The organism is Nostoc sp. FACHB-110, from assembly GCF_014697425.1.
Lineage (GTDB): Bacteria > Cyanobacteriota > Cyanobacteriia > Cyanobacteriales > Nostocaceae > Nostoc_B.
The window spans coordinates 1-20,746 of sequence record NZ_JACJRU010000025.1 but is presented as its reverse complement, the minus strand read 5'-3'; the positions used below and the strand labels follow the sequence as shown (position 1 = coordinate 20,746).

Here is a 20,746-nt window from a genome sequence, read left to right as displayed (position 1 = left end):
ATATCATACTGGACAGTCTAGTATGATGGCCAAAATATTTGTTTTCATCTAGGGTGCTAATATGACTCAGACTGCCCCAGTACCGGAAAGTCTTACGAATGCGCCAGTATCCAAGCAGCAGAAACGTCAGAAACCAATTCCTTTATTGATATTAGGGTTAGTGGCGGTGGGTGGTATTGGCTACGCAGTGTGGCGTAGTCAGCCACAAGCATCAGTAAATATACTCAAGGTCAGTGGTCGAATTGAAGGTTATGAAACTGAGATTGGGGTGAAGCGCTCGGGAAGAATCATGTCAATTGCTGTGCGGGAAGGAGCAGCAGTTAAGAAGGGGCAAGAGTTAATTACACTAGATGATAGTAACGACCAACTTCTACAAGACCAGTTGCGTGGTGCTGAGGCGAGAATTGCATCAGCGCAATCAGATGAACAGCAAGCAGTCTCTGATGTTGAGCAAGTAGAAAGACAGATTCAAGAAATCACCAGCCAAATTAACGAAGCCAAACTCAATTGGCAGCAGTCTCAAGGTGACACCACAGGCAGAATTGAGCAAGCACAATCAAACGTCGCCGCAGCCAGAGCTACATTAGTGCAAGCCCAAGCCCAAGTTAAACAAGCCGTAGCAGAAGTAAATTTAGCAAAAATCAACCGCGATCGCTACGATAAATTAGTTAAAGAAGGTGCTATAAATCAGCAACAATTTGACCAAGCACAAACCACCTTAGACACCGCAATAGCCACCCTCGAAGCCCGGGAAGCCGCCGTTAATGCTGCACGCCAACAATTAAGTGCCTCCTCAGGGGCATTAACTCAAGCCCAAACCACAAGTTTCAACCCTGACATTCGCAACGCCCAAGTCACATCATTAGTCAGAAAACAACAGCAAAGTGTTGCACAGTTGAAGTCTGCACAAGCAAAAGTCAAATCCGCCCGTGCCAAAGTCAAAGATGCCCAAGCCGCAAAACAGCAAATTCTGACCCAAATTGCCGACTCGAAAAAAGATTTAAATGTAGTTAGCCCCTTAGATGGCGTAGTCACAGCCCGTAGTGTCGAACCAGGCGCAGTAGTTAGCAGCCAAACAAATATTTTGACAATTGTCGACCCCAAAACAGTCTATTTTAGAGGTTTTATTCCCGAAGGCGACATTGGCAGAGTGCGTCTAGGACAAACCACAAAAATCTTGATTGATTCTGCACCAGATAAACCTCTAGAAGGTAAAGTAATTGCCATAGATCCGCAAGCTTCTTTTACACCAGAAAATATTTACTTTCAAAAAGATAGAGTCAGACAAGTAGTAGGAATTCGCATTGAAGTGCAAAATCCTGATAGCTGCTTTAACCCCGAAAATCCCTACAATCAATCAGATTTACCCTGCGCCAAAATGGGAATGCCAGCCGATGCAGAGATTGATTTGAAGGGAGCGGGGACTAGGGAATAGGGAGTAGGAAAAAACGAACCACATAGACGCGTAAGCGGCTTCCCGCAGGGTAGAACGCAAAGAACACAAAGGAATAAGAGTCTTTGCGTAAGTCCTGATGACCCATGAATAGATAAATCTCTCATAACTGCCTTTGCGTCTTTGCGCCTTTGCGTGAGACATAAAACTATGAAACAGCTACTCACCACCTCACCCCCATCATCAACTTCTCCCACCACTGCAATTAAAGTACATGGTTTACACAAGCACTACGGCAACTTAGCAGCAGTGCGAGGAATTGATTTCACTGTCCACAAAGGCGAAATGTTTGGTTTAATCGGCCCTGATGGCGCAGGTAAAACTAGCACCTTTCACATCTTGGGCGGAGTGATGGAAGCGACAGCAGGGGAAGTGGAGATATTTGGACACCCTGCGCGAGATGCACGGTTAATGACTGGCTATCTTACTCAACAGTTTTCGCTGTATTTAGATTTGAGTATTGATGAAAACTTGCGTTACGCGGGGGGTTTGCGACAAGTAGCGGATGATTTGCTTTTGCAACGTCGCAATAAATATCTAAGTTTAATGGATTTAGATAGATTTGGCGATCGCTTGGCGGGGCAACTTTCGGGGGGAATGAAACAAAAGCTGGCGTTATGTTGTGCTTTAGTCTCCCAACCAGAAGTATTGTTACTAGATGAACCTACCACAGGTGTTGACCCCGTTTCGCGGCGAGAATTTTGGGATGTCCTAGCCGAACTCTCAGCCGAGGGGATGACAATTGTTGTAGCGACACCATACCTCGACGAAGCCGAACGCTGTCACCGGGTGGCTTTGATGTATAGTGGACAAATTCATGAAATTGGCACACCCGGCGAATTACGAGATAACTTAGGCTTGCATCGCTTGGAAGTACGAACAACCAATTTAGAAGCCACAGAAGAGATACTTTCTCAAACTGCACAGACAAATATTATAGATGTGCAAATTTTTGGCGATCGCTTGGATGTCCTCGTGCAAGATTTAGATAGGGGAGAAACCGAAGTCCGCCAACTATTACAACAACATCAGCTACCACCTCCCACCATCGAACATGGCGAACCCACATTAGAAAACGTCTTTGTCACCCGACTACGCCAACAAGGTTCCGCACCGCAGTTTTTCCCTTTTCCCCGTTCTCGAAAAAGGGGAGTAGGGAGTGGGGAGTGGGGAGTAGGGGTGCAAGGGTATAGGGGAAGTAATCAAAACTCAGCACGGGCTGAACGCCCCGCTACCGCTAACAGCACACAGCACTCAGCACTAGCAATATACGCCCACAACCTGAGTCGTGTGTTTGGTAAATTCCAAGCCGTGAAAGATGTCAACGTTGAGGTGCGTTACGGCGAAATTTTTGGGTTGTTGGGTGCTAACGGTGCGGGAAAAACCACCACAATTAAAATGCTGTGTGGACTTTTAGAAGCCAGTGGCGGCGAAGTTTCTTTGGGTGGTGAAACTGGAAATCTGCGGAGTGCAGACTTAAGACGACGCATTGGTTATATGAGTCAGAAATTCACCCTCTACGACGACTTAACCATCCTGCAAAACCTGGAATTTTATAGCGGAGTGTACGGCGTACCGCGCAAACTCCGGCGAGAAAAAATTGATTGGGTAATTGCTACCTGCGGCTTAGAAGGACAAGAAAACCTCGTCACCGGACAGTTACCCGGAGGCTGGAAACAGCGCGTAGCTTTTGGTGCTTCTGTGATGCACGAACCAGATATTTTATTTTTAGACGAACCAACATCAGGAGTAGATCCCTTAGCGCGTCGCCAATTTTGGAAGCTAATTAATGACTTCGCCCGTAACGGTACAGCCATCTTAGTCACAACTCACTATTTAGAAGAAGCAGAACAATGTAACCGCATGAGTTTTATGGTTGCAGGTGAAACCGTCGCCGAAGGTTCACCCAGTTCCATCAAAGCATCACAACCAGGAAAATTAATCGAAATCATCGTCAATCAAAACCAAGCCGCCTCTAAACTACTCAAACAACACTTCGACTCATGGCGAGTTTCGATTTTTGCCGATAGTTTACACATTGTTCTCGACAACCCCGAACAAGAAATCAACCAAATTACTCAACTTTTAAAAGCCAATCAAATTACCGTCAATTCCCTGCGTCCTATTCCCTTCTCCTTAGAAGATGCCTTTATAGGAATAGTACAGCGTGTGCAATAAACTCCGCGCCCCTCTGCGTTTAAACTCCTATGAAAAGAATCATCACCCAATGTATTAAAGAAATAGCACAATTTCGCCGCGATCGCCTGACCTTAGCTTTAGCATTTCTCTTACCATTTATCACTCTAATCATCTTCGGTTTTGCGATTCGCCTAGAAAGTAAAGATATCCCCTTAATCGTGCAAGACTTTAACCGCACAAACCTTAGCCAAAGTTATATTGAAAGACTATACGCCACCAATCAATTTATTCCTAAACAATGGTCAGGCAGTAACCCCACCCGCGACGCAATAGATAAAGGAATTGCCAAAGTTGCCGTCATTATTCCGCCTGAATTTAGCCGCGATATTCAAGCAGGTAAACATACAACAGTACAAGTTTTAATTGATGCAACAGACGTAAACAATGCCCGGGTAATTAGAAATAGTATTCAAAGAGTCACAACCTTTTTCATGCAGGAGCATGGACTAATACCACCTATTAATACTATTACAGCCCGAATGCGTTTATGGTTTAATCCCGGCAGATTAGAATCACTTTACATTGTGCCAGGAGTATATGGCGTTGTGTTGTGGATTTTCCCTTCATTGCTAGCTGCGATCGCAATGGTCAGAGAAAAAGAAAAAGGTACAATTTTACAAGTCTATGCTTCTAGTATTAGTGCGACAGAACTATTACTCGGTAAAGGATTAGCCTACTTATTAATTGCCCTAACCGAGACACTAATAGTCATGGGATGTGGCTCAATTATTTTCCATATTGGTATAGTAGGCAACCCCATCACACTATTACTTGGCACTTTACTATTTCTGGCAGATAGCGTTTTTTTCGGCTTACTTTTAGGAGTACGTAGTAGTAACCAAAATGCTGCTGTGCAAGGCGTTTCTCTCGTTGGTTTTATCACATCATTATTATTATCTGGATTCATCTATCCACTCAACAATATTCCCTTTCCCCTCTCCTTAGCACCTAATATAATTCCTGCACGTTACTACATTGATATTACCCGTGATGCCTTCGTGCGTGGTACAGGCTTTGCCGGAGTTTGGTTTGATTTAGTCATGCTGACAATCTTAGGCTTGCTATTTTTCAACGTATCACGCCGAGTTTTAAGCCGAATGCAACTACCAAATTAATATTCTCTGTGTCACGCCAGTTGCTTCAAGTCGGCAAAGCCGCCCAACGCACTGGCTTCTCTGCGCCTCTGTGGTTCGTTATTATGAAACTTATCCAAAGATTATTTGACAGCCCCTTTTGGGCATTAGTCCGAAAAGAAATCAATCAAATCTTACGCAATAGACAACTAATTATCTTACTCATTGTTCCACCAACAATCCAACTCTTACTATACGGATTCATCCTCAACCCTGACGTACATAACTTACGCTTAGGTGTCATCGACTATGCCAACATCAGCGCCAGTCGTGAATTAGTTTCAGCCATGACATCAAATCGAATTTTTACACTCGAATCTGTACCAACCAGCGAACAACAGTTAAGCCGACAAGTAGAAGAAGGTAAACTAGATGTCGGAGTCATCATTCCCCCTGATTTTTCTCGTCAACTCACCCAAAAATCAGCCGAAATTCAAGTATTTATTGATGCTGTCAATGCCAATACAGCCGGGATTGCTGGTAATTATATGAATCAAATTATTCAGCAATATAACTTGCGCTTAACCCAAAATCAAGCAACCCCGCCAATTTCACCCCAAGTTGTGTTTCTTTATAACCCTGGACTTACTAGTAGCTGGTTTTTTGTCCCGGGAGTTATGGGTTTAGTGCTGACATTAATCGGCACATTAGTCTCAGCCATTACAGTTGTCCGCGAAAAAGATACAGGCACATTAGAACAATTATTGATGACTCCGGCGGCTAACTGGCAAATTTTGTTATCAAAAATTGTGCCTTTAGCAGTTTTATTATTAGGTGATGTATTTCTAGCCTTGACCTTAGCAACGGTAGTATTTAATGTCCCATTTCGTGGCAATTTCTTGCTATTTCTTTGCTTATCTAGTATGTACTTATTTGTAGGAATTAGTTTAGGAATTATGTTAGCTACAGTTTGTAAATCGCAACAGCAAGTAGTATTGACATCCTTCTTTATTAATTTACCAATGGTACAGACATCCGGTGCGATCGCACCCATTGAAGCCATGCCTCCCTTATTTCAAACTCTATCACTACTCAATCCCCTACGGCATTACATTGCTATTGTTAGAGGCATCTTACTCAAAGGCGTAGGCTTAGATGTACTATGGGTTAATGTTTTAGCTTTAGTGGCCTTTGCTGTTGTTTTATTAACTATTAGTATTAATAAATTTCGCAGTCAGTTAAGCTAAACCTAAATTTAATAATTGCGTCACCGATGATTGACTGGGCAATTCTTTTTTTATTTTAAAATAAAACGTACTTCCCTGACCAACTTCCGATTCTACCCAAGTTTCGCCCCCATAAATTTCGACAATTTTTTTGACTATAGATAACCCAATCCCTGTACTTTCTGTATCATCTGTATTCGAGAGTTTTTGAAAGATTTGAAATATTCGGGTAAAATGTTGTTCTTCAATCCCAGGGCCATTATCACTAATACTAAATTGCCAAAAATCATCCAATTCTGAGCAAGCAACTGTAATTTTTCCTTGGGGTTTATCTAAAAATTTAATGGCATTACTTAATAAATTTTGAAACACCTGGGAAATTTTGGTCTTTTCACAATAAACTATAGGTAAATTATTAGCAACTTCTATCTCAATATTTTCATTATATTTCAGAAGTTCAATTACATCATTAACTACATTATTTAAATCTACTTCGATTTTTTCACCTTGAAAACGGCCAATCCGAGAATATTCTAAAATACTATCAATTAGGTTTTGTAATTTCTTGACTCGACTCATCAATCTGTTAACCAAGCCTTTACCATCATCATCAAACTTGTCTGCATAATCAGTTAATAGCCATTCAGCTAATAAACCTATTCCTCGTAACGGAGCTTTTAAATCATGAGAAACAATATAAGCAAAATCATTCAATTCCCGATTTGTAGTTTCTACTTCTTTCAATAGTTCCGCCATCTGTTCTTGAGAATGCTGACGCTGCACAATTTCTTGCTGTAGGTGCTGATTGACAGTTGCTAATTCTTTAGTACGTTGTTCTACTAGTTCTTCTAGCCCTTCTTTGTACTGACGTAACTCAGCTTCTATAAGTTTGCGTTCCGCAATTTCTGTTTGTAAAGCTTTATTTGCTGCCTCAAGTTGTGCCGGACTAGGAAGAGCAAGAGCTTGCGGAATTAAAGGTATTAATAGTAAAGCAGTATAAAAAGAAATCAAAGCGGTAACTGCCTTCATTGCTCCCGCTAACCAATAATAAGGATGCCACAGTGTCACTACTTCCATGACATGAGTTGTGCCACAAGAAATAATGAAAGCACCGAATAAAAAAAAGATATTTTTAAACGGAATATCTTGTCTTTTACGGACAAAATAAATTAAAGTTAGCGGAATCGAATAATAAGAAAAAGCAATTATACAATCTGATAAAACATGCAGCCATACTAACCCTGGCTGCCACAAATAACAATGTCCATGCGGAATAAAGTTTTCTGATATAAAAGAACTGAAAAATTCTTCCACGCGAACACTCCCTGCTATACTCAAACTCTTGATACCTTTATTAGATTAAAACATTACTTCTTGGTAAAGTCATTATGGCAAAAAGATGATTATGCTTATCTCTTGGTACAAGTGACTATAAATACTATCGCCAGCTTATTGTCAAGATAAAGAACAGGGAATAGATTTGTAATTCCCAAAGTACAACAAAAATTTATCCTTGAGACAGAGGATAAAATGCCAATACTTCTGGTTGAAAATTCCCTATTAATCGTCTAATAACTGGATAAATTATAGAGAATTAAGGCACTACACATCGTTAATCTTTGACAATTAAACTTGTTGCCATATTTCTCGGCAAAATTCCAGATAATCCTTAAAATTCCTTCCAAAGATAGATAAATTGCCAAAACCTAATAACCGAAAATCAAACTGTGGTATACCCTTTGGACTGATTTTTTACATCAGCTTCCTAATCATAGCTACAACGAAAAATGATCGCTTTAGTTTCACCAATGTTTTGTAACTTGATTCGGGGGCCTAGACTGTGACCAATGAGATTAACTCTCAGTTTTCATCCAATTTGTTTATCGGCGACAGTGAGATGGCGGCACTCATGCGAATGTACGACTGGTCACAAACGCCCCTTGGAGCAGTTGAAACTTGGTCACAGAGCTTAAAAACAGCAGTCAGAATTATGTTGACTTCTCGCCAAGCAATGTTTGTTTGGTGGGGTGAGGATTTGATCAATTTGTATAACGATGCCTATCGCGCCATTTTAGGTGGCAAGCATCCACAGGCATTAGGTCAAAAAGCAGCCATTGTTTGGCAAGAGATTTGGGAGCAAGTAGGGCCGCGCGCCCAGACTGCACTCGTGCAGAATCAGGGTACTTATGATGAATCCTTACTACTGATTATGGAGCGCAATGGCTACCCAGAGGAAACTTATTACACTTTTTCCTACAGCCCAGTGCCTAATGATGATGGTAGTACTGGCGGAATTATCTGTGCCAACACAGATGATACCCCACGGATTATTGGGGAGCGACAATTGGCATTGTTAAAAGAATTAGCAGCCACAACAGCAGACGCTCGTACATTTGCAGAAGCCTGTACTTTGAGCATTAACTGTTTAGCAACTAACCCTTACGACCTGCCATTTGCCATGATTTATTTGGTAGATTCTCAAAGGCAGTGCTTGACTTTAGCCGGATGTTGTGGAATTGAGCCAGAACACTTAGCTGCTGCTGAAACGATCGCCTTTAATGATGATTCACCTTGGCAGTTTACCAAAGTATTGACGAATCATCAACCCTATGTATTGACTAATTTAGAACAAAAATGGAGTGACTTACCCACCGGAGCTTGGCATCGCTCACCTCATCAAGCTGCTGTGGTGCAAATATCGCCATCAGGCAGAACAGGTAAAGCGGGTGTTTTAGTCGCAGCTTTGAACCCCTTTCGGCTATTTGACGATAACTACCAAGTATTCCTCAACTTAGTTGCTTCTCAAATTGCGGCTAGCATTAGTAATGCTCAAGCCTATGAAGAAGAACGCCAACGTGCTGAAGCTTTAGCAGAATTAGATCGGGCAAAAACGACGTTTTTTAGTAATGTGTCTCACGAATTTCGGACTCCCTTAACTTTAATGTTGAGTCCGTTAGAGGATTTATTAGCCACAGATGAGTTGTTAGCAAAACAAAGGCAAGAGCTTGACTTAATCCATCGTAATGGTTTGCGTCTGTTGAAGTTAGTCAATACATTACTAGATTTTTCCCGCATCGAAGCAGGCAGGGTACAAGCAGTTTATGAACCCACAGACTTAGCAACTTTTACCGCCGAATTAGCCAGCATTTTTCGTTCGGCCATTGAGCAAGCCGGCTTAGAGTTGACAATTTCCTGCCAAGAGTTCAGCGCACCCGTTTATATCGATCGCTCAATGTGGGAAAAAATTGTCCTCAATCTGCTATCAAATGCCTTTAAATTTACCTTTAGTGGGTCAATTAAGGTTATCTTACATCAGGTACAGCAGCAAGCCCAATTAATCGTTCAAGATACAGGTATTGGCATTCCTGCTGCCGAATTACCGCAACTATTCGAGCGGTTTCATCGGGTGGAAGGCGCGCGGGGAAGAACTCAAGAAGGTACGGGGATTGGCCTAGCATTAGTTCAAGAGTTAGTGCGCTTACATGGTGGTCAGGTGCAGGTTGAAAGTATTGAGGGCGCAGGAACTACCTTTAGCATTACTATTCCGATTGGTACTGCCCATTTACCACCAGAGCAAATTCAAGCAACCCAAACCTTAGTCTCCACTGCCATCGGTGCGGCTCCTTTTATTGAAGAAGCCTTACGCTGGCTACCAGAACCAGAAAACAGGAATGAGTCTTATCTGTCTTCTCTTACCCCTCATCTGTCAGCTTCCTCGGCGCGCATTCTCCTAGTCGATGACAACGCTGATATGCGCGATTATGTCAAGCGATTGCTGAGTCAACATTATATAGTCGAGACGGCTACTGATGGAATTGCGGCCCTAGAAGCGATCGCAAATCATCTACCAGATTTGCTGCTGACAGATGTGATGATGCCTCGTTTAGATGGCTTTGGGCTGTTAAATACATTACGCACGAATAATCTGACCCGCGACATTCCGATTATTTTACTGTCAGCCAGAGCCGGCGAAGAAGCAAAAGTAGAGGGATTAGCCGCCGGAGCCGATGATTATTTAATTAAGCCATTTTCTGCCCGCGAATTGTTAGCCCGCGTAGAAGCGACTTTAAAACTATCCCAATTACGGCGAGATGCAATGCAGCAAGAGCAGGTTCTCAGGCAAGCAGCCGAAACCGCCCAGCAAAATGTAGAAAATATCTTGTCAAGTATTAATGATGGATTTTATGTCTTAGATCGCAATTGGTGTTACACCTATGTCAACGGACGCTTGTGCGAGATTATTGGCATGAAGCGCGAACAGATTCTCAATCGCAGCATTTGGGAAGTGTTTGCTGACACCATTGGGACTGAGATTTACACTAATTTTCAACAAGCCTTAAGGGAACAAAAGCCGATTCAATTTGAGTATTTTTATCCTACTTGGAATCGTTGGTATGAAAACCGGGTTTATCCTTCACCTGAGGGACTGACAGTTTTTGCAGCTGACATCACCGAACGCAAACAAGCTGAACTGCAACGTGAACAACTGCTAGGGCGCGAACTGCAATATGTGAACCAATTGCAAGGATTGACAACAGCCGCACTCGCAATTAACTCTGCCCTTTCAGTCGAAGAAGTTTTGCAGTTGATTACAGAACAAACCGCATCAATTATTGGTTCCCATCAGTCGGTTACAAGTATGACAATTAACCAAGACTGGACGCAGGCAATCACCGCTATTTACCTATCTGACAAGTATGCCGCTTGGCGAAATTATGAGGAACCACCTGATGGTTCTGGTATTTATGCTTACGTTTGCCAGATCAATCAACCCATACGAATGACTCAAGCCGAACTAGAAGCCCATCCTTTCTGGCGGGGCTTTGGCAAAGAAGCCAAAAATCATCCGCCTATGCGTGGTTGGCTGGCGGCTCCCTTGGTGGGGCGAGATGGCAAAAATATCGGCTTAGTTCAGCTTTCCGACAAATATGAAGGGGAATTTACGGCTACTGACTTAGCCATCTTAGTTCAACTAGCACAGATGGCTTCTGTCGCCCTAGAAAATGCCCGATTATACCAAGCCGAACAGCAAGCACGCACAGTAGCTGAAGCCGCCAGAGAACAAGCACAAGCAGCAAACCGAATTAAAGATGAATTTTTAGCTGTGCTATCCCATGAATTAAGATCCCCCCTGAATCCCATCTTAGGCTGGGCAAAGTTGTTACAAACCACCAAACTCGACCAAACAAAAATCAAACAAGCTCTATCCACTATTGAGCGCAATGCCAAATTACAAGCTGAACTCATTGAAGACCTTTTAGATGTCTCACGCATTTTGCAAGGTAAGCTAACTCTGACAAGTAATCCAATTGATTTAACTTCAATTATTCAAGCTGCACTCGAAACAGTACAGCTGGCGGCTCAAGCCAAATCCATTCAGATAGAAGTTGATTTTGATACTGATATAGTAGTGGTTTTAGGTGATTCCACTCGCTTGCAACAAGTAATTTGGAACTTATTGTCTAATGCAGTGAAATTTACGCCTACAGGAGGACACATTCGTGTAAATTTGACACAACTTGACTATCAAGCTCAAATTTCTGTAAGTGATAACGGAAAAGGTATTTCTCCTGATTTCTTACCTTATGTATTCGATTATTTTCGGCAAGCTGATAGTGCTACTACGCGCAAATTTGGTGGACTAGGCTTGGGTTTAGCAATTGTGCGTCATTTAGTCGAGCTTCATGGTGGGACGATTACAGCCCAAAGCCCAGGTGAAGGTATGGGAGCTACTTTCATTGTCAAGTTACCATTGATGTCTAATCAGTCGATGGTCAATCCTACTGCTCAATTACCTGCATCTTCTTTGAGTTTGCAAGATATCCGCGTTTTAGTAGTGGATGATGATACTGACACCCGCGAGTTTATTGCTTTTTTACTAGAACAAGCCAACGCCACAGTTTTCACAGCTGCTTCTGCTTATGCAGCATTGCAACTGTTAACTCAAGTCCAGCCGGATGTGATGTTGAGTGATATTGGAATGCCAGAAATGGATGGCTATATGCTAATGCGGCAGATCCGGCAATTTCCTCCTTCTCAAGGCGGACAAGTCAAAGCGATCGCACTTTCGGCTTATGCTGGTGAATTAGATAAAAACCAAGCTCTCCAAGTTGGTTTTCAAACGCACCTTTCTAAACCTATTGAGCCTGAGAACTTAATCAGAGCTATTGTTAATTTAATTACTACTTCATAAACGTCAAAACCCTCTCCCTTGCTCCCTACGGACTTAATGATAAGTCTTTAACAAGACACGATATCAATCAGCATCACCAGTACTGATATTTGTTAATGTCCAATTGACGTTTCTAGTACTATATATTTCTTAATATATTGCCGGGTTAATTAAATAAATATAAAATATCTCCGTCAGCAAGCTGGCTCATAATTAATTGTAGAGCGATCGCCTACTCAAATCGAATAATCATAACGCTCGTCAAATAAAAAACTAGCTCAAGAGTCTGGCTGAAATCATCCCTTCATTTTCTGTAGGATATTTTTTTATCGTCAAGGAATATAAGAAAAATTTCTAGTGTTCTGATAATCCTGATAAGTATGTATGAGCATGGTATATCTACTTAGAGTTTTTTAGCGATATTCGGCTCAATGAAACAAAAAAAAAGTAATTCTAAAGATGGTGTGAGTAAATGGGTATTTGCATGGAAAACTAGGATTTTCTTCTTAGCCTGCATTTTTATCACTACTATTTTTGGTATTGTCTTATCAAACTCGTTGATAGCAAATCAGCCAGCTTTTGCCAAAATTGACATACTACAACCAGCCCCAACTCAACCAGTAGGTTATTACGATTATTTCGGTAAACTCCTCAGCCCGCAAGAAGCATCACAACTAGTTTCTAGTAAAGGGCTTGATCCTCAAAACCCTACTTCTTATGAAAAGATAGGTGCTGTTCAGATTACTAAAGAATTGATTGCCCAAGGAGAAGACATATTTTTCAATCGGGCTTTAGGCGATTTATTTGGCTTGCAAGGTGTATTTGGCGTTGGACAAGGTTCAGCCATTATTTTGGATGAAATTACCGCAGCAATTGTTAATTTGCAAGGTCAGCCAACCAATAACTTAAAAATTACCTTACAAAAAGATGTCCCTATAGGTAGTCGGATTTTAAAAAAAGGTACATCTATAAATACAGGCTTAAAGCTAGAAAAAGGCTCTACTGTTCCGATAGGAACAGCAGCAAATGGGCAAATTACCTGTGCATTTTGCCACGTTAATCTTTCTAAAGAAGGTAAACGTCTTCCAGGTGTAGCCAACGGTGAAATCGCGTTTCCCTTATTTTTGGGTTTAGCACCAAATTCATCTGCGGCTTTCTCTCGCACCAAACTTGATCCCTTAGATCCAAAATATCAAGGTGATGGTAAAACCATTATTGATAGTAAGGGTAATTTAGTAAAACTGCCCGATCCGCAAAAGTTTGAGAAGGCTTTTGATGATATTTTGTGGGAATTACCTTTTGGTAATTTTGAAAGTTCCACAGATGGCATTAAAAATACCACTCAAATTCCTAACAATTTCACCTTTAAAACGGCTCCTTATACCGCCTCTGGAGAAGCCGCTGTCGGCCCGTTTGCCGGATTGAGTGCTTTCAATAGTGCCGTTCACTCTTCCGAAACAAACATCCTAGGAGCATACGAACTGATTGCCAAAAGTCTCAAGATTGATCCAGAAGTTTATCTTGGTACGATTCTTCAAAATGCTGCTGATGCCAGAATACGTTTACCAGAAGGATTTACTGTCAAACCCTCAGATTGGCTAAGAACTATCGCGCCAGACCCAAATCAAGCAGAGTTACAAGATCAAATTGTGGCTCCTGGTGTCGGCAATTATCCAGACTTGAAAGCTAATTTGCTGACAGCCAATGGACTCATTTTTAGTCCTCCTACTGCCAACAGTTTAGATAATGCCAGTGGCAAGTTCATGTTTGCCAATAACGCCATGTCTGCTTTCCAAAACAGCTTGATTCCACCGGCAAACCAAACTCCCGAAAACTGGCAAGCCCTAAATAGTAATTCCGTCAAACGTGGAGCCAAAGTCTTTGAAAAGGCTAATTGTGCAACCTGCCATATTCCTCCTTTCTTCACCGACAACACAGTTCACCCAGTTGAAGAAATTGGTACTAATCCCGCCCGTGCAAAATCTCGTTTGGCATTAGCTAATTTCTTAGTACCTCCTAAGCTATACAGTTTCAATAATCCAGTTCCCATCCCAGCTGATGCAGACGTGCTGGATGTTCCAACCCCAGGCACTTCTACTAACCCCAATACTCAACTACCAAATGGTGGCTATAAGACTACTCCCTTGCGAGGCCTTTATTTAAATCCACCCTATTTACATGATGGTGGTGTAGCCGTACGTGCTGGTAGTTTAAAATTTGACTCTAATGGCAACTTTTCTGTTGTTGATCCTACCGGATTAGGCCTACCTGGCACTTTACGCCAAAGCATACCAGCTGATGCTGCCAGCAGTTTACGGGCTTTAGTTGATCGTAAACTTCGTGCCAAAGTCATCCGAGCTAACAAAGCTGATGCAGATTTAGTAAGTAGTAATCTTGATGGTACAGGTCATGAATTTTATGTAGACAGTCAAGCTGGATTTAATTCTCAACAACAAACAGACCTAGTTAATTTCCTACTCGCACTTGATGATAACCCTGGTAAGTTCTAATAGGGTTTACACCAATTGAATGTGAAGTTGCACATATTTCGATCCCCCTAAATCCCCCTTAAATGATATGTATTTTTCCAGTTCCCTTTTGAAGGGGGGCTAGGGGGGATCTGATTCTATGCAGCTTCATAAAAAATTGGTATAAGAAGGTTAATAGTCAATAGTTATTAGTTCTAACTATCAACTATTGACTATTAATTATCTTGTATGATTATGCAGATTCTTTGCGCTTCATCAGACTACCAAAACCAAGTGTTACCAATAAACCAACGACAGTATAAGGTTCAGGAACAGAATAGGGAGTGATGGTGAAACTACCAAAATCTACATCACTAGACAGTTCTGAATAGCCTTCAGATAAAGCACTATAAAAGACATTGACATTACCTTTTCCATCTTCACCACTACCAGCAACTAAATAAGAAAAACCCTTAATAGTTAGTAGTGGTTGACTCGCGTTCAAAAAATTATCGTTATTTCCATATGTACCTGGCGGTAACAATCCAATGATTTGCTCTGTAATTCCTTTCACTGTTCTAGTACCGCTGATTCCTGTAATCGTATAGTTGTTGTTGATAGGATCTAAATCGGTGGTAAAAAGTGTGCCGCTAGCTGAAATTGATGTCCCATCTGACTCATAACTAGGAAAAGAATATTGAAAATTAAATAGTTGTGCGGCTTGTGCTGTCGAGGCTATGCAAATACTTGTGTAACCCACAAAGGTAGTGATAGTTGCAATACTCAATTGTTTGATTAATTGCATAAGATAATTCTCCAGTCAAGAAATTTACGGAATATACTGATTACACTTACTACGTAAATACTGTTAATCAGGCTAACTTTTTCCTGTATTTTAAGTACATGCTGGAGTTTAACTAAACGGAGTGCTATGTATGGTCTTATCAGGGCGATCGCACCTCAATATAGTACATAAATACTAAAAAAATCAAGGTAGCGATGCCTACGGCGGGATAGAAGCCCACCTTACAAGATTGGATAATTTATTTCTTGGAAATCCCTAAAAAGGCGTTTGTGTTGGTATCCGTCTGAATCCTCTTCCAACACTGTCTTCCCCACACCCTGTTCAATACCTTGGATATTAGATGTCGCATTAAACAAGAATTATCTCTACCAGTTGTTCTTTTGATCACTGGTTCAAGCTTTCTCGGTCTAATTCTTAAAGCAAGTTTTGGTTTAAGTAAGTCGATGCAATAAAACCAAACTATGTGAAGAAAAGTAAATAAGGCTCAAACGCTTTTTCCCCCTGCTCCCTGCCCCCTGCCCCCTGCCTTATTCCAACAATAATTATTTACACCGACTTACTTATATTTGTGATACTCCTACTCATGCATCCCCTTAGTCAATACTCTGCCACCTAAATCCTTACAATGAGAAAACGTCCACAGGATGAGCATGAATACTAAGTAAATCATCCCGACCAAACCAAATTCAATCAAAGGGATATAGGTTACTTCATAAATTCTACCCAAGCCACGTTCCGTTAATCCGTAAACTGCTATTACGCTAACTAAGAAAATTCCGTAAATACTGCTTTTAGTTAAGCTACTCACTGGTAAACCGTGGAGTTGGGTAAGCAAAAGAATGCCAAGAAAACCAAAGAGAAAAGTAGGCCATTTAGTCTGACCTAGCATCCAGGACACAACTACACTATGTACAAGCACTGTAATTTCTAAAGTAAATGTCCACCAACGATTTGTATGAGCGCGGTTAAAAATTAACGATGATTGGAGCAGTAGCAGGAACATATAGAGGAAACCAATTAAGTGTCCTGCAGTCGCTTCCATTGGATGATACCAGAAGGTGTAGATAGCAGCGAAAGAGAAGAAATAGCCGTGGTACACCTTGATAATTCGCAAAAACTCTTGGTGGAAAGGTACAGTATGTCCAAAAAACAACCCACGTCGAGGTGTTTCCAAAATGAGTACGAAGACTAGTAGAAGTATAACCGCGCCTTGAGAAGCCCAAATGGAGGTATCTTGAGCTAGTGCATCGTACCAAATGTAGGTTTGGAGGAAATGTAAAGCGATAAATAGACCATTAAGGGCAAGCATTAGATAATTAATGGGATGCAACACTGTTTTGTATTTCAACTGTGTTTGCTGCGTCCACCAGATACACGCCCAGATACTAAACTGATGTCCAAGATACAAACTCCAAGCCGTGACTCGGCTCCAAAAAGTCGGGTTAGGAAGTTTCCAGTAGTACCAGCTTAATCCTTGGTCAGGAAGTTTAATAATACTTGCAGGAATATCCCTACCCAGCCAAATTGTATAGGTGAGCAGGATGCTGATAAAAATGCCGAGAAATAATACTTGGCGACCTGTCATATTAATTCGTCATTAGTAATTCAAAAGAGGTAGGAAAAATGAAAGGGGTGTAGGGTGTGGGGTGTGGGGTGTAGGGGAAGAAAAGTTAATTAGCGTGAGTAAATTCAATCTCTCATCATCAAAAAGCCATGATTGATTCACATCTTGCACCTAGCGACTTCAGTCGCTAGGTGCAAGATATGTGTACACCCTGTCTTCACGAAACAGTTTTCGGTCTACTGTACTTGGTTTATTAACGCTGCACGGTCATGAATTTTCAGACAACACGTTCGGCTTTTGATTCAAGCGTATTTTTAGTCATTCGCAAACTGATTATCAAAGCTAGCAGCACTACTAAAGAACTACTCAAAAAAGGTGCAGAACTCCCAAATTTGACAAAGCTAGCTCCTCCCCAAGTTGGCCCCACAATGCGTGCTAAGGCAGAGCAAGAACTGGCAGTTCCTAATATTTGTCCTTGGTCTTCTGTTGCTGTTATTTGAGAAATCAGGCTATTTAATATTGGTTGAGTAATACTAATTCCCCCTGCCACAAGTGTGATAGAAACTAATAATAAAATCAAGTTTTTTGAAAATCCAATTAGTAATAATCCTAAGCCTAATCCTAATATTCCCAATATAAGTAACTTGATTTCACCCAAGAGTTTCTTGAAAAATCCGACGAGTCCTCCTTGAACAATTGTGCAGACAAGTCCCATGAAGGCAAAAAGATAACTAGTTTGTTGAGCGTTCCAGTTTAATTCCTGCTTAGACCATAAAGCAAATGTTGAGTCCATAGCGGCAACAGCAAAGGTAACTAAAAAATAGATACCAATGAGCATAAACAACTGAAGACGCTGTAAAAGATGTCGCCAATTTATTCGGCGTTGACGGTAGCGATGAGCCTGAATTTTAGCTTTAGTCTCAGTATTGAGAGATTCAGGAAGTAATATCAAAGCACAAAGCAATGCTAATAAAGATAATCCAGCTGAGAACAATGATGGTAGATGAAAGTTAGCATTGTCCGAGTCAGTCCCTATGAGAATACCTCCAATAGCTGGGCCAAGAATAAATCCAAGACCAAAAGCTGCACCGATGATGCCCATACCACGCGAGCGATTCGCTGGTGTTGTAATATCTGCTATGTATGCCTGTGCAGTGGCGATATTGCCTGCCATCATCCCCGCAAAACCACGAGCAATAAACAAAATTCCCAAGGATGTGGCAAAGCCTAAACCTGTGTATGCAATTACAGAACCGAACAGGGTTAGTAGTAGAATAGGACGACGACCATAGCGATCGCTCAAGCTACCCCACAATGGCGCAAATAAGAACTGCATTAAAGAATAAATAGCTACAAGCAAAGTAGCTTCATTCGCTTCTGCACCAAATTGTTCAGCATACAAAGGTAGTATCGGCAAGATAATTCCAAAGCCAAGCAAATCTATAAATACAATCAAAAATAAGACGAATATAGGTCTGCTATTATTTTTATGATCCATTGATGAAATTTTCTTTGATAGATAGGATAAAACACTTGATGATAGAAAAAATTGGCTAAAAAGCAAAGTAATTAATTCAAGCAATATGTCTGAATTTGACTGTGATTCAGCAAAATTGCGTGAAACAAACCTGCTATAAAAATCAACCCGATAATCATACTAATACAAGCAACAACCATCTCATGCTTTCGTATAGCTCTTTTGATCTTCGCGTCTACGATCGTTTCTAATTCTGTGTACGGCATTTAGTTTAATTTAGCTAAATACAAAAACTGTGAAATTTACGCTAATACGTAAGTTTGAAAATGTCCTTTTTTCTGTTATTCAGACTAAATAGCAATACATTTAGTCTAAAAAATTATGCTTAAAATTCACCTAAAAAATAGATTTTTTAATATTTCTATTACCCCATTTCAAGGGGATACAATTCCCGGATTTCTCAGAGTTATATTTAGAAACTATAGCAATTGTATTTGAATTACCATAAGTGATTCTTAGCTTACTAGCTTAATTTTGCTTTGGCGCAGTTTCCAAATAACACCTGAAACACCAAAAGCTAATATTCCTAAGGTATAACTCCCTTCAGGAACTGGAAGCACAATACTGACATGATTAATAGCCAAGCCAAATTGTGGAGCCGAACTGCTAAAAATAATTCGTGAGATATTAGGACTATCACTACGAATTCCCAAAAATACTGCCGAGTTATCTAAGGCTAGGGATGAAGTACTGAAAACAGAGACAGTACCCAACAGTTTATCGGCTTTATCAAAAGCGGTGATAAAAGTTTCAACTTGCTCATTACTAATATCTACAGCTATCTGAGTCCCAACGCCAAAAACAGGCTTGTCAAAACTAATCGTAAAAGGGCCACCATTTCCTAGAGTGCGAGGATCAGGTGAACCAGGAGGAAGAGGAATAAAACCTGATGGGTCTATGCCTCCAAAGAGAATAAAATCACCAATAGCAAAGTTAGTGCGAATGCCAGGAGATGGTAGAGTTTGAAAGACAAACGGTGGAGTAAATCGAGGATTATTAGCTGGAGCTATATCGACATTTAAACTTAACCCTTTTTGAGATGTAGCTGAAAAAGAGTTAGGTAAAAAATCAGAAAAATTAGGAGCAGATGGATTAAACACTTTACCTAAACTTCTCCAATCAACTTCATCATTACTAGTTAAAGCCGCGCGTTCAGTAACTAAAAATGTGGCTGCTTGAACTGGTAACGGTATAACAGTGATTAGAGATGTAATTGCTGGTAAATATTTAATGAAATAACTTGTTAATTGGTTGCTTAAATATGTCACTATTCTTAATCCCTTAATTTTTTATTCAGTAAAAAGTAAGTCGATATTAAAAATTGTCGTTATGACAAGGCAGGAAGCAGAGGGCAGACGGCAGAAGGAAACAGGGTTTTAGGCAACTTTACTCTTCGTCATACCAATTTTTTATAAAGCTGCATAGAATTCGATCCCCCCTAGCCCCCTTTTTAAGGGGAGCCACTGCGTTGCAGAAGGAACCTCCGTTGTAGCAAGTGGCCTGGATAATGGGGGATCAGGATATGTGCAAGTTCACATTAAATTGGTATTACATACTTCGGTTTATTTGCACTGTTCTACTTAAAAAAGACTAGATGTCAAGGTTTTGAATTTGCTCATCTCTTAAATCAACTGAATGCTAACGTCAGCAGAGAGGTTGCTAAGAACAGCAAATTGAGTTCCTAAGAAAGATAAACTACCTTCAGTGGAATTGTAGACGAATTGGCTGATATCTGTAGCACCAAATCCTACTTGAGAAATTTGAATTACATCCTGTTGAGTAAAGCTGTAATCTGTAATAGTGTCAAAAGCTTCAGCTAGGCTGTTGAAAATAAATTGATCCGCGCCAGTACCACCTGTTAGCAAATCGTTACCTAATCCACCGATAATGGTGTCATCGCCAGCACCACCAATAATGGTGTCATTCCCTCCTAAACCAGTGAATTGATTATTTTGGCTATCACCAGTTAGGGTGTCGCTTTCATTTGTGCCAATAACATTATCAAAGTTGATGACATTGAATGTGATTGTCCCTAAGCTAGGAACATTAACAGCCGAGATAGTTTGATTTTCTAAGTCAGCAACAACAGATACCCCAGACAAAGAGGCGGAGGTATCTATTGTATTGTTGGCAACGCTAGCGTCAGCAATTACTGTTTCTACTTTCAACAGGGTGTCTTGCCCTAAGTCGCCAGCTTTAGTAATTGTTCCTACTCCTGAGAGTGTAATCGTGTTGCCGAGTTGACTATA

The 20,746-nt window shown here is 40.9% G+C and carries 12 protein-coding genes; 6 read left to right on the top strand and 6 right to left on the bottom strand.

Features of this window, described 5'->3' with window-relative positions; translation table 11 throughout:
- Positions 1 to 61: 61 nt before the first annotated feature.
- The 4 genes from H6G69_RS20910 (at position 62) to H6G69_RS20895 (ending at position 5,972) form a co-directional block, all read left to right on the top strand.
- Positions 62 to 1,435, top strand: coding sequence for an HlyD family secretion protein (locus H6G69_RS20910; RefSeq protein WP_190691048.1), 1,374 nt, complete (start codon positions 62 to 64; stop codon positions 1,433 to 1,435).
- Between the two features lie 168 nt (positions 1,436 to 1,603).
- The gene (locus tag H6G69_RS20905; protein ID WP_190691047.1) at positions 1,604 to 3,631 is read left to right on the top strand and encodes an ATP-binding cassette domain-containing protein; all 2,028 of its coding nucleotides are present in this window, start codon (positions 1,604 to 1,606) and stop codon (positions 3,629 to 3,631) included.
- A 29-nt stretch (positions 3,632 to 3,660) separates the two neighbouring features.
- Entirely contained in the window at positions 3,661 to 4,767 is a 1,107-nt protein-coding gene (locus H6G69_RS20900; RefSeq protein ID WP_190691046.1) for an ABC transporter permease, read from the top strand.
- 83 nt (positions 4,768 to 4,850) lie between these two features.
- Positions 4,851 to 5,972, top strand: a complete 1,122-nt coding sequence (locus H6G69_RS20895; protein ID WP_190691117.1) for an ABC transporter permease — start codon at positions 4,851 to 4,853, stop codon at positions 5,970 to 5,972.
- On the opposite strand, the gene H6G69_RS20890 is transcribed toward H6G69_RS20895, so the two are convergent.
- Positions 5,964 to 7,265: an ATP-binding protein gene (locus tag H6G69_RS20890; protein ID WP_190691045.1), complete on the bottom strand. Its 1,302-nt coding sequence runs from the start codon at positions 7,263 to 7,265 to the stop codon at positions 5,964 to 5,966. The two genes, H6G69_RS20895 and H6G69_RS20890, sit on opposite strands and share 9 nt — an antisense overlap.
- Before the next feature lie 583 nt (positions 7,266 to 7,848).
- Between H6G69_RS20890 and H6G69_RS20885 the strand changes: the two genes are divergently transcribed.
- Both H6G69_RS20885 and H6G69_RS20880 read left to right on the top strand, forming a co-directional pair.
- Entirely contained in the window at positions 7,849 to 12,144 is a 4,296-nt protein-coding gene (locus tag H6G69_RS20885) for an ATP-binding protein (protein ID WP_190691116.1), read from the top strand.
- Between the two features lie 410 nt (positions 12,145 to 12,554).
- Positions 12,555 to 14,633 (top strand): hypothetical protein, encoded by a 2,079-nt coding sequence (locus H6G69_RS20880; protein ID WP_190691044.1) that lies wholly within the window; start codon positions 12,555 to 12,557, stop codon positions 14,631 to 14,633.
- A gap of 211 nt (positions 14,634 to 14,844) precedes the next feature.
- On the opposite strand, the gene H6G69_RS20875 is transcribed toward H6G69_RS20880, so the two are convergent.
- The 5 genes from H6G69_RS20875 to H6G69_RS34440 form a co-directional block, all read right to left on the bottom strand.
- A complete protein-coding gene (locus H6G69_RS20875; RefSeq protein WP_190691043.1) occupies positions 14,845 to 15,396 on the bottom strand; it encodes a PEP-CTERM sorting domain-containing protein in 552 nt (183 codons plus the stop codon).
- 577 nt (positions 15,397 to 15,973) lie between these two features.
- Positions 15,974 to 16,981: a hypothetical protein gene (locus H6G69_RS20870; protein ID WP_190691042.1), complete on the bottom strand. Its 1,008-nt coding sequence runs from the start codon at positions 16,979 to 16,981 to the stop codon at positions 15,974 to 15,976.
- 256 nt (positions 16,982 to 17,237) lie between these two features.
- Complete coding sequence (locus H6G69_RS20865; protein ID WP_190691041.1) at positions 17,238 to 18,458, bottom strand: MFS transporter; 1,221 nt, start codon at positions 18,456 to 18,458, stop codon at positions 17,238 to 17,240.
- 494 nt (positions 18,459 to 18,952) lie between these two features.
- The gene (locus H6G69_RS20860) at positions 18,953 to 19,765 is read right to left on the bottom strand and encodes a hypothetical protein (protein WP_199336192.1); all 813 of its coding nucleotides are present in this window, start codon (positions 19,763 to 19,765) and stop codon (positions 18,953 to 18,955) included.
- 354 nt (positions 19,766 to 20,119) lie between these two features.
- The coding region (locus H6G69_RS34440) for a calcium-binding protein (protein WP_397326959.1) at positions 20,120 to 20,746 on the bottom strand (627 nt) is incomplete at its 5' end.